The sequence below is a fragment of the Larkinella humicola genome (assembly GCF_008727875.1).
Lineage (GTDB): Bacteria > Bacteroidota > Bacteroidia > Cytophagales > Spirosomataceae > Larkinella > Larkinella humicola.
Map to the genome: position 1 here is coordinate 494,754 of NZ_VTWS01000002.1, position 12,267 is coordinate 507,020.

The following is a 12,267-nucleotide window of genomic DNA, read 5'->3' on the forward strand; positions in this document are numbered from 1 at the left end:
GCCCCGGTCGGCTTCATTTAAACACCCCCGTATTGCCTTTTTCCCAAACCGGCATAAGCTGCTTCACGACGTCCGGATGGGTGTCGGCCACGTTCCGGTTTTCGTTCGGATCGGTGCGGTGATCGTATAATTCGACAGTGGGTTCCTGCGCCCGGAAATATCGAGTGAACCGATAGCGATCCGTGCGGACCGTGATGCCCCGCTTGAAATAACTGTAGGCGACATGCTCATCCCAGGCAGCCGGTTTGCCTTTTTTCAGGAGACTACTGAAGCTTTTCCCGTCGAGCGTGGCCGGTGTTTTTACCCCGCATAACGCCATCAGGGTGGGATAAATATCTATCGAACTCAGGATTTCGTTCCGAACCGCACCGGTTTTCATGCCGGGCGTTTTGACGATCAGCACACTGCGAACGGCTTGCTCGAAAATCGTGTGTTTTCCCCAAACCCGGTAATCGCCCAGGTGCCAGCCGTGATCGCTCCAGACCACCACAATCGTATTTTCAGCCATTCCCAACTGCTTCAGGGCTTCCAGCACCTTGCCCACCTGCGCATCCGTATAACTCACACTGGCGTAGTAGGCATGACGCAATTTGCGGGCGTAGGCATCCGAAACCGGTTTTTCCAGCGAAGCCTGTTCGTCGCCCAGCGCATACTGATTGAACTCGGCGCTCTCGTGCAAACTGGCCGGACTGACGTGCTCGGGTATCGTGGGAGATGGTGTCAGCGGAATTTTCGCTTCGTCATACAGGTCCCAGTATTTCTGGGGCGCGTTGAACGGCAGATGCGGTTTGAAAAAACCGATGCCCAGAAAAAACGGTTGTTTTCGCCCCACCAATTCCTTCAGTTTCGCTACTGCTAAATTGGCCGTCAATCCGTCGGGATAGTCCTCGTCGGCTACGTTTGCGGCTTCATACGGTTTGACTTTCGATTGCCGGCCCTGCCGGTTCGAACCGTCGGCGTAGCCAAAAAACGCGTTCCAGCCCGTTTTCCATTTTCCCGGATCAAACAGCATTTCGTCCCAGCTATGCGGCAGTTCCAACTGATTGCTTTTTGGGTCGTTGTAGCCATAGACATAGCCATCGGGCGAGTGGCTGATCTTGCCCATCCCGACGGTGTAATACCCATTTCGGCGCAACTGGTCGATGAACGTCTCCGGCTCCTCCGTCCAGTGTTTGCCAGACACCTGCTTTTCAAGGGCTTCATTCGTAATGTCCACCGGATTGCGCGGCAGCCGCCCGGTGAGCAAACTGTAGCGCGACGCCCCGCAGGTCGGCTGGGTGACGTACTGCCGCGTGAAAAGCACCGATTGCTGCGCCAGCCGATCCAGATGGGGCGAATGAATCACCGGATTGCCGTAGCATTTGAGGTCAGGACGCAGGTCGTCGATGCTGATGAAAAGCACATTCGGACGTTGGACCCGTTCCTGTGCAGGTCGAATCAATGCGAGTATACCCGGCAAGCCGAAGGCAAACGAGCAAAACAAAATCCATTTCATCCTGTATACGAATAACCCCGTTTTTTACAGCCCACGGTTTTAACCGTGGGGCATGAAGGCAAAACAATCGAATGCATTGGAACCGTTTTAACGGTTTATTCAAGCCCCAAAACCGTTAAAACGGTTCCCATTAAATTATTGGGTCGTTTTTTTGGACCCACGGTTAAAACCGTGGGCTGCCCAAGGTCGTTTTTCTTTCTTTAATAACCCGGATTCTGGGTAAACTCACCCGGATTGGTCACCCGGTCGATCTGGGTCTGCGGAATGGGCCGAACCAGGTGCATCTCCTTGATGTTGGGAGCCGCATCGAGGTTGTATTTTTTGACCCGCGCCAGCAACTGGCCGGTGCGTTTCAGGTCATACCAGCGGTGCATTTCACCCGCCAGTTCACGCGCCCGTTCGTCCAGCACAAATTCCAGGCTGAGGTCACTCGTGGTGATCTGCATGTCTTTTTCTTTGCCAGCCAGAGCCGCGCGGGTTCTCACCACGTTGAAATAAGCAGCCGCTTCGGGCAGTTTGTTCTGACGCCAGGCGGCCTCCCCGGCAATCAGGTACATTTCAGCCAGCCGAATCACGATAAAATCCCGGCGACCGTCGGTGGCATTGATGCTAGTCCGCAGCGGATCGATGTATTTTTTGATCACCGGAAACCGTCGGCGCTGCCCTCCGCCAATCTCGTTGTTGGTGATCGTCGACGCGCCCACCCACGTATCCTTGAAGTCGATGTACCAGTAAGGTGCCGTAGTCTGAGCAGCATCCGGCACCGAATACGGGACAATTTTAATGGCCGTGTCGCCCGGCATCACGGTTTTTCCGTTAATCGTACCCCGGTTGTTGGCAAACCAGACGGTTTTGAACGAGCCTTCCCAACGGCTGTCTTTGGACGGATCGAACAGCTTGATCAGGTAGTTGGTCGGCATAAACCGCTGATAGGCCCGGCCATTGGGCAAATCCCGAATGATGGTCGGATTCTGGGTATAATCGAACAAAAAGAACAAATGGCTTTCATTACCGGCCCCGTTCGTCAAGGGATCGGCGGTGTATTGCACCGACCAGACGACCTCCGCATTGGCATCATTATTAATATCCCAAAGGCTTCCATACGGTTTAATCATCTGAAAGTCATACGCTTTCGTTACCTGACTGGCCAGCCGCTCAGCCTCGGCCCAATTCCCCAGCGTCAGTTGAACGCGGGCCAGAAGCGCTTCCGAAGCCGGTTTGGTAATCCGTCCGTACATAGCGGCTTTGGCGGGCAGGTGTTCAATGGCATATTGCAGATCCGGTACGATGCCCTGCTCATAAATCGTCTTGGCGGGCGTTTTTTTCGCCGTGGTCTGCACACCGATGGTTTCTTCCAATGAAAAATGGACGTCGCCGAACTGCTGAACCAGATGGAAATAGTACAAGGCGCGCAGAAAACGGGCCTCCCCGATGATGCGCGCCCGATTGGCTTCCGTTACCCCCGCCACGCCCGGAGCGCGGTTGATAACGGCGTTGGCCTGGTTGATCCCGACGTAAAAATTATCCCAAACCGCCGTTACAAAGGCATTGGAACCCAGAAAGTTGGCGGAATAATTGTTGATATCGGGATAATTGGTCACGCCACCAAAACCGTTGGTGAACATGTCGGTTCCCGTAACGGTCAGGAAGAAAGCTTCTTCGCGGCCGTAAAACCGGCGCAATGGCGTATAGACGGCTTTCAGCCCGTCTTCCAAACCGCTGGGAGTTGAATAATAACTATCAGCGGTGGCGAGCCCAACGGGAGTTTCTTCCAGCACGCTCTGGCAGGAGAAAAGACCGACCAGCAGAAGGGCCAGGCTGAGAATGGTAGTGCTATTTTTCATGACTTGTACGGGTCGCTTAGAATTTGAGATTCATACCGAATACAAACGTAGCCGAGGTCATCGGTGTGCTGCCGCCCACAATGCCGGTGGCCGTTTCGGGGTCAACCAGTTTGTAGGGCGAAAAGATAAAAGCATTGTCGGCGGTGGCATACAGCCGCAGGCTCGAAATGTGCGCTTTGGCCAGCAGGCTTTTCGGCAGCGAATACCCCAGCGTAATGTTGCGGATTTTGACAAACGAGCCATCGAAAAAGCGAACCGCATCGGCATACAAGGGCGCCGAAGCCGCATACGGCAACGGGATTTTGTTCGTCGGATTGTCGGGTGTCCAGTAATCAAAATTCAGGCTGTTGTAGCGCCCCTGCCACTGATTGCCACCCAGATTGTGAAAATCACTCCGGAGCATCTGCCCCTGGCGGGCATAGACGAGGAACGAAAAGTCGATCCCCTTGAAACTAAACCGGTTGGTAATCCCACCACTCCATTTCGGCACGATGGAACCCAGTATCGTCCGGTCGTCGGCATTGATGACGCCATCAGGCTGGTTGGTCAAATTCCCGGCGGCATCCCGGCCATTGACGTCGGCAATCCTGATGTCACCGGGGCGTTGTTTAGCTTCGGCGGCTGCTTGGGTGGCTTCACTGGTTTGCCAGATACCGAGTTGTTTGAAATTGTAAAAAACCGAGATGGGTTGTCCGATAAACCATTGATTTCCCACATCATCCCGGCCATTGAACAGGTCGACAATCTGCTCCTTGTTCGAGAATAGATTCAGGCTGGCGTCCCATTTAAAACCGGAAGGGCTATTGACCACGTTGCCATTCAAAGTCAACTCCCAGCCCCGATTGCGGGTGGCACCAATGTTTTGCAGCACCGACGCATAACCGGACGAAATCGGAATCAGGCGACTGAGCAATAAATCGCTGGTTTTGGTATCATAGCGTTCCAGCGAACCGGAAATCCGGTCGCGCAGGAAACTGAAATCAACTCCCACATTGAGCGTCCTGGATATTTCCCATTTCAGATCGGGATTCGGAATGATGCTCAATCCATAGCCGTAGCCCGGTTCCGTGCCAAAGGCGTAAATCGAGCGACTCAGTCCGCCGAGGGTCTGGTAAGGCGCAATGGACGTGTTGCCCACTTCGCCATAGCCCACGCGCAGTTTCAGGAAAGACAGCACGGTATTGCCCGCCAGGAAGGCTTCGTCCGAAATCACCCAGCCCGCCGAAACTGACGGAAAAAAGGCCCAGTTGTTGCCCTTCGATAAGCGTGAGGAACCGTCGGCGCGTCCGGTCAGGGTGAGCAGATACCGGTCTTTAAACCCGTAGTTGACCCGGCCCATATACGACAGTAATCCCCACTGCGTCAGCGAACTGGTGATGCCGGTAACGGTGCCCGAACTCCCCAGGTTGTAGAACGAGGACGTTTCAATCGGAATGTTCTGGCCGCTGGCACTTGAGGATTCAAAGCGGTTTTTCTGCGTACTGAACAGCCCGACCACGTTCAGCGAATGCTGCCCGAATTTCTTGTTGTAACTCAGGAGGTTTTCGAGCGTGTAAGCAAAGTTCTGCTGGTTCTCGACCGTCGCCCGGCTCGTACCGCCCGCCAGGGTTCCGGAGTAATTCCCCCGGCGGTAGGTGCTGAAATCCGGGCCGTAGTTCAGGCGGTAGGTAAGCCCATCCGCGAGTTGGTATTCCCCGAAAAGCGTGGCAAAAACCCGGTATTTCTTCGTTTCATCGACGTATTGATTCGGCTGAAATTCAAGCAGCGGACTGGTCGTATTGCCTTCGCGGGGGTTTGGATAGGCCACAAAAGCCCCTTCCGCATTGTAGGGTTCGATCAGGGGCGAGAAAAGCAGGGCGTTGTTGTACGGCGCGTTCGACATCACGTTTTGCAGGTCGGTCGATACCGTCGCGCTCACGCCGATCTTCAGCCGTTCGGTCAATTTGGTGTCGATGTTGGCCCGGAACGAATACCGGCGGTAATCGCTTTTTTGCAGGACACCTTTTTCATCGAAAAACGAACCGGACAGGTAATAGGTTGTGTTTTCGGACCCTCCGCTGGCCGAAAGCTGGTGGCTTTGCTGAACACCGTCGCGCAGAATGAGATCCAGCCAATCGGTCGAAATGCCTTTGCTCAGGTTGTCGATTTCCAGGCTGCTCATCAAAGCCGCGTCCTGGCTGGCGTTGTCGGGAGCGAGTCCCCGCGAAATCCGGGCGTACCGGGCAAATTCATTCCCGTTCATCAGGTTCAGGTCTTTCTTGGCCTTTTTGATGCCGTAATACCCATCGTAGCTCAACACGGCTTTCCCCTCTTTTCCGCGTTTGGTTGTGATCAGAATGACGCCGTTGGCTCCCCGCGACCCGTAAATGGCTACGGCGCTGGCATCTTTCAGCACTTCCATGGACTCGATGTCGTTCGGATTGAAGTCGTTGATATTCACATCCGTCGGAATGCCGTCGATGACATACAGCGGGTTGTTGCTGGCGTTGATCGACCGGTTTCCACGAATCCGGATGGTGGGATTGGAACCGGGAGCGCCGTTGGCCCGGACGATGTCGACCCCGGCGAGTCGGCCCTGGGCATTCGACAGAAAGTTGGCCGCCGGGGTTTCGGAAATGTCCTTGCTGGAAATGGAGGAAATCGCGCCCGTCAAATCCCGCTTTTTCTGGGTGCCGTAGCCCACCACCACAATCTCGCTCAAGGTTTTTTCGTCCGTTTTCAGAACGACGCTTAGCGTGGTTTTGGAACCAATGGGGATTTCCTGCGTCAGATAACCGACAAAGCTGAACACCAGCGTCACCGATTTATCCGGCACACTGATGCGAAACTGGCCGTTTCCGTCGGTAGTAGTACCGCGCTGGGTGTCTTTGATCACAATGGAAACGCCGGGCAAACCTCCGCCTTTTTCGTCCGAAACCGTTCCCGAAATCACTTCCTCAACCGGCTGAGTCAGCAGCGAAGCTTCTGGCGACGAATTGGGTTTAACTGCCGGGGCCACACCGGGCATGCGGTTCAGAATAATCTGTTTACCGGATACCTCATAGCCCAGATTCAACGGTTTCAGCATGTCTTCCAAAACCGTCCCCAGCTTTTCACGCTGCACATTCAGCGAGATTTTCCGGTCGGCCTGGATCAGGCTTGTGCTGTAGAGAAACTTTACTTTGGTCTGCTCTTCGATCAGCGCCAGAACCGTTTTCACGTCCTGATTCTGCATCTGTATCGTCACTTTGGTATTCAGGATAGCCTGCGCCCGGATACCGGTCGCTAAAGCGATGCTGGTTACCAGTCCCGAAAGGAGCAGTTGCAGACAACTCAGCTTCAGAGCCATTCGCCAGGAGTACAGGGTAGGGAGATTTTTTTTCATGTATTCAGTTTATTAGGTGTATTGGGATAAGGGTCGTTTGCTTCGCCTGCCCTTTTCGAGGGGCGAAAGTATTTCATTTTTTAGTAATGAGGATGAATTTAGTAAATTAAATCACTAGACTAGCTATACATTTTACGAGAACCCTTGGTTCTCAGCACCTATCTGCTCCATTTATTGACAGCCTTTTGCCGAAATAACAATCTGTGCGTCAACGATTTCGTAATGACCCTCGATGCCTTTGCAAAGGAGCGTCAGCTTTTCAAAAAGTGGTTCTTCAGCTAAAGAGGCCGTTAACAGACAATTTCCCAGTAGTTCTTCGTCGTATACGATGTCGATTCCGTAGGCCTGCTCCAATTCCGAAAAGATCCGAGCGACAGGCGCATCCTTAAACTCAAAGTTGTGGGGATGAATGGGTTCCGGCTCAGCCACCAGCGATTTCTTCATCCGAACCTCGTCGCGCGAGAAGGCCAACTGCTGGTTGGGGGTCAAAACCACCCCTTCGAGTTCCCGGTTGGCCTGCATCGCATTGGCACGGCTGTCGGTTCGGGCAAAAACCGAGACTTTGCCGGTTTTCACCTGCACCACCACCTGCTTGCCCGCTTCGGCGGCTTTGATCCAGAAACTGGTGCCCAGCACTTTGGTAACCAGTTCGTCGGCGTACACAAAGAACGGTTTTGCGGGATTTTTGGTCACCTGAAAGAAGGCTTCACCGGTCAAATACACCTCCCGTTTCGCCTGACCACCAAAATCCCGGGCGAAACTAATTCGGCTATTGGGCTGCAACAGAACCGTGCTTTGGTCGGGCAGACGAACCGTCAGAGGCCGATCCGACTGGTTGACTTTTTCCAGCAAAGCCGTAGACGACTGATCGATCAACTGCTCATACTGCGTTGGAAGGCGGTTTTTCTGGTAGACCCAATGTCCCAGACCAAGTAGAATGGAGGCAGCCGCCAGCCAGCGCCACGGGAGCGGGAATCGGTGCATGGGGGCGGGTTGCATGCGTTCGCGGACGTTCGTAAACATCCGTTCGACCTGGTTCTCGTCCGGATAATCCTGGATGACGGCTTCATCGATTGCCTGCAAAACCATCCGGGCATGGTCGACAACCGGCTGTTTTTCAGGATGTCTGTCCAGAAATTGCCGCCAGAAAGCATCGGTTTCCGGGGTCGGTGCATACACCCATTGTCTGAAGGACTCCTCCTTTAAAAAATCCTCCAAATCGAAATCCGCGTACTCCATCCTATTACTTTTTGGCTACGTAATTAGATTATGCCTTTAGGAAGAAAGAGAAATTGAAGCCGCGGTTTAACTCACTTGCGAAGAAAAAAAAAACAGGATGGTGCTAAACAGAAAAGCGAACTGACGGAGTTTATGCAGCCCGCGTTGCAGCAAATTCCGGACGGATTGTTCGTTGATCGCCAGAATGTCCGCGATCTGGGCGTAGCTGAAATCCTGGTAATAGTAGAGCATCAGGACTTCGTATTGGCGAAGCGGCAATTTTTTTAGTTTGGCCTGCAAATCAGCGGTTTGTGTTTGCAGCATTTCGGCATTGATCACCTCCGTTTCCTGCGCCGGGCTGGTCGGAAGCCGCCACTCGTCGGTCATTTCCCAGCTTTCGGAGGCAAGCTGATCGGGCCGAAGGGCCTTGTGAATCTTCCGGCGTAGGGATCGAAACAAATAAAACCGGGCCGATTCCACGTCACTCAGGCGGCTACGGCTTTGCCACAAATCCACAAACAGGTCCTGAACCGCATCTTCAACCGCCTGATCGTCGCGGGACAGCTTTTTACCGTAACTGAACAACACCCGGACATACCGCTGGTAGAGCACCCCAAAGGCGGTTTCGTCACCCTGTTTGAAGGCCTGCCACAAAGCTTTATCGTCCGTAGTTTCCGAAAAAGGCATCAACGTGCTGAAGTAAAAAGTTGCTCTAATCCGACGGTTTTGATCCAAAAATCAGCCGGTTCGCTTTCTCTTATAGCCTGAAAGATCACTAAAGTACAAACCAAAGGTACAATTACTTCTTAAAATGTGTCTATCGTACGGAAGAAATCGGTCGGAGTTCAGATACGCCATCGAATTCATTTTTTCACTACTTTTGAACACACTTCACGCTGACTGGCCTTATGTTCCGTACCTTATTTTCGTTTCAATTTCTTTTCGTTCTTTTTATTCAGTTTCCCGCTTTTCCCCAACAAAAGCAACGGTTTCAAAATCTGCAACAGGCGCTGGCCGCGTCCGGTCAACTCGCTGGTTCACAAGGTCCTTCGAGCGTTAATTGGATCGATGGCGGGACCCGTTTTTCTTTTATCGACCAGGGTGTGATTAAATCATTTTCGCCCAAAGACCAGCGCGAAGAGGTGGTTTTTGACGGCAGTGCGCTCCAGTTTCCCGAAACCGGCCAGCCGTTTACCTATGAATCGTTTCAATGGTCGAAAGACTCCAAAAATCTGTTGTTTCAAACCAACTTCCGGCCCGTCTGGCGTCGCTCGGGCATTTCGGATTATTACGTGTACAGTGTCGCCGATAAAAGCCTGAAGCAGGTTGCAAAAGACGCCCAAACTGCTGAACTTTCACCCGACGGATTGAAGATTGGTTACGAGCGGGACGGAAATCTGTATGTGTTTGACTTTGCCACGCTGAAAGAAACGCAGCTCACCAACGATGCCGCTCCCTCGCTCTACAACGGCCGGTTTGGCTGGGCCTACGAGGAAGAATTTGGTCTGGCGCAGGCCTGGGAATGGTCGCCCGACAGCAAGTTCATCGCCTACTGGCAGATTGACGAGCGCGAAGTGCCGATCTACGCCATGACCGATTACAAGGGCTTTGACGAAAACTTCACAAAGCTCCCCTACCCGCGCGTGGGTGACAAGAATCCGACCGCCCGAATCGGCGTCGTCGAGTTGTCCAACACCCAGCAAAAATGGATGAAAATCGAGCTGGGCGACGGCTATATTCCCCGCATTTACTGGACGTCGCAGGAAGGGCAACTGGCGGTGGTGCACCTGAACCGCAAGCAAAACCACCTGAAACTGTTTTTGACCAACGCCCGCACCGGCGACGCGAAGCAGATTATGGAGGAAACGTCGAAAACCTGGGTCGATGTGTTCGATTTCTTCGCCGGTATCATGCACTATTTCTATTTTCCGGCCAATTCGCAGGAGTTTTTCTGGGTTTCGGAGCGGGATGGCTGGGCGCATCTGTACCGGTATGATTATACCGGAAAACTGCTGAATCAGGTTACGAAGGGCAAATGGGAAGTGGTTTTTGTGCACAACATCGACGCCAAAAATAAGAAGATTTACTACACCTCGACTGAACAGTCGCCTTTGGACCGGCAACTGTATGCGGTTGATTTTGACGGAAAAAACAAGCGGAAACTGACTCAGTCAGCGGGCCGGCACAAGATCGATTTTGCGCCCAACAGCCAGTATTACATCGACCGGTTTTCGAACACCACCACGCCCACCCGCGTAGAACTGTGGGACACCAAAGGCAAGCTCATCAAACCGCTGGAAACCAACGCCAACGTGACGAAATTCATCAGCAACTATGCCTACGCGACGAAGGAATTGACCCATTTCACGACGTCCGATGGACAGAAAATCGACATTTCAATCCTGAAACCGCTCGATTTCGACGCCACCAAAAAGTATCCGGTGGTGATGGACATTTACGGTGGACCGGGTGCACAATCGGTTTACAATGAGTTCAATACGTCCGGATGGCACCAGTTTCTGGCGCAACAGGGTTACGTCATTGTGAGTGTGAACAACCGGGGCAGTGGCGGCTACGGTTCTGATTTTGAGAAAGTGGTTTACGAAAAACTCGGCCAGTACGAAAGCCGGGACTTTGTTGAAACCGCCAAATACCTGGGTACGCTGCCCTGGATCGATGGTGGCCGGATGGCCATCCGGGGACACAGCTATGGCGGGTACATGAGCAGCTATACGATGCTGACCCACCCCGGTATTTTCAAAGTTGCGCTCGTGGGTGCCCCCGTCACCGACTGGCGGCTGTACGACAGCATTTACACCGAACGCTACATGGGGTTGCTGCCCGAAAACGACGCCCAATACCAGAAAAGCGCGGTTTCGCCGAACGCTAAAAACCTCCAGGGTAAACTGTTTATCGCGCATTCGACGATGGATGAAAACGTTCACGTCCGGAACACCATGCAGTTGATGAATGCGCTGGAAGACGCCGGGAAAGACGCCGACCTGCGCATTTATCCACCGGGTGCGCACGGCGTGGCCTACAACAGCACCAGTTCACTGCTGCTTTATCAGCAGTATACGGAATATCTGGAGAAGTATTTGAAAAACGGGGCGGTCGACTAATCAGTCGTCAACACGCAGAAAATCGCCGTTTTTATCAAAATTCAGATCCAGCCCATTCGACAACTCAATACTGTAACGGTCGCGGTCGTTTTCGTTTTTCTCCCAACTGACAATGGTTTGTTGGGAGAAATTCGTTTGCACGTAGGTGCGGATTTTTTCCGGATTGATCACCGCATCCGGAATCGCCTGGTCTTTCCCGTCTACCTGCGTGCACTCGCCGGATTTGGTGAAATCCAGATCAAAACCGTTGCTCAGGATGACATCGAAACCGGTGGTCAAACCGTCACGCTCTTTCACCACTTGCAGGATGGTTTCCTGTGGAAAATGCGTACGGATGAAGTTTTGTGCATTTTGTGGCAAGGCTTCGGGTGTCACATTTTTTTCCTGATCACAAGCCGTAAGGCCCCAAATCAATAAACCCGAGAGGACGAAGCGTACTGTTTTCATACGTTTTAGTTGAGGTTATGTTCAAATCGAAACCATGACCCCTCAACGCAAGTGTACCCCTACGGTTGGCTGCTTTTTAAAAAAAATCAGTTTTCTACTTTAATCCCTTCCTCTTCCAAATACCGGCCAATGTTGAACGTCTGACCGTCGAGCAATTCCAGATCCCGGTGCCAATCCATGGTCAGCCAGGCATCGGCGGTTTGTTCGGCAATCATCACTTGCTGCGTGTCCGTGAAAATCCAGATTACCTTAGCCGTACCAAAATCGAGGAGTTTTCGGGTCTTTTTATTGACGTAATTAAAGTCTTCTGTTTTAGACAGATCGGCTTTTACATCAATTTCAACGGCCACTTTGGCGGGGACGTCCACATAATGAACATTAATTTTATCCGGTGTCAAGACACTTTTTTCATAAATCGCGGCATCGTGCGACAAATTATTCCGGTGATCCAGATGAACACCAGCTTCGTTGGAAGCAAACCAATATTTTTTCTCGTCCAGAGAACGAATCATTATTCGCATGAAATACGATACTAAAACCCACTGCAACGAACTGGAACCCATAATTTCTTCCGGTGTTTTTTTCCCCGCTAAAACGTCTTCATAACCGCTGTAATATAGCGGTCGCCCATCCAGCACCTCATACACCAGCGATTCCAGGGCTACTTTTTGTTTAGACGTCTTTACAGGCGATTTGACACCTTGCGGTTTACGGGACTTTCCGGAAACTTCTTTCTTCTCAAGCGTCTGCATACCTTTTTCGTTTGATGCAAAATAC

General features: G+C 52.4%; 8 protein-coding genes. 1 reads left to right on the forward strand and 7 read right to left on the reverse strand.

What is annotated here, in order from left to right; all coding sequences use genetic code 11:
* Positions 1-13: 13 nt before the first annotated feature.
* From F0P93_RS09975 to F0P93_RS09995, 5 genes are all read right to left on the reverse strand, one after another.
* Positions 14-1,495 carry a sulfatase gene (locus F0P93_RS09975; RefSeq protein WP_150876209.1) on the reverse strand — a complete coding sequence of 494 codons (1,482 nt, stop codon included), beginning with the start codon at positions 1,493-1,495 and terminating at the stop codon, positions 14-16.
* 200 nt (positions 1,496-1,695) lie between these two features.
* Positions 1,696-3,339 (reverse strand): RagB/SusD family nutrient uptake outer membrane protein, encoded by a 1,644-nt coding sequence (locus tag F0P93_RS09980; RefSeq protein ID WP_150876210.1) that lies wholly within the window; start codon positions 3,337-3,339, stop codon positions 1,696-1,698.
* Between the two features lie 16 nt (positions 3,340-3,355).
* Positions 3,356-6,703, reverse strand: a complete 3,348-nt coding sequence (locus F0P93_RS09985; RefSeq protein WP_150876211.1) for a TonB-dependent receptor — start codon at positions 6,701-6,703, stop codon at positions 3,356-3,358.
* 171 nt (positions 6,704-6,874) lie between these two features.
* Positions 6,875-7,942, reverse strand: a complete 1,068-nt coding sequence (locus tag F0P93_RS09990) for a FecR family protein (protein WP_150876212.1) — start codon at positions 7,940-7,942, stop codon at positions 6,875-6,877.
* A gap of 66 nt (positions 7,943-8,008) precedes the next feature.
* Entirely contained in the window at positions 8,009-8,608 is a 600-nt protein-coding gene (locus F0P93_RS09995; RefSeq protein ID WP_150876213.1) for an RNA polymerase sigma factor, read from the reverse strand.
* 221 nt (positions 8,609-8,829) lie between these two features.
* Here F0P93_RS09995 and F0P93_RS10000 point away from each other — a divergent pair, with 221 nt between their 5' ends.
* Positions 8,830-11,043 carry a S9 family peptidase gene (locus tag F0P93_RS10000; RefSeq protein WP_150876214.1) on the forward strand — a complete coding sequence of 738 codons (2,214 nt, stop codon included), beginning with the start codon at positions 8,830-8,832 and terminating at the stop codon, positions 11,041-11,043.
* Here the strand turns inward: F0P93_RS10000 and F0P93_RS10005 are convergent, their stop codons facing one another.
* A complete protein-coding gene (locus tag F0P93_RS10005) occupies positions 11,044-11,490 on the reverse strand; it encodes a PepSY-like domain-containing protein (RefSeq protein ID WP_150876215.1) in 447 nt (148 codons plus the stop codon). It abuts the gene before it with no gap.
* Between the two features lie 86 nt (positions 11,491-11,576).
* Positions 11,577-12,242: a Uma2 family endonuclease gene (locus tag F0P93_RS10010; RefSeq protein WP_225309435.1), complete on the reverse strand. Its 666-nt coding sequence runs from the start codon at positions 12,240-12,242 to the stop codon at positions 11,577-11,579.
* Positions 12,243-12,267: the final 25 nt, after the last annotated feature.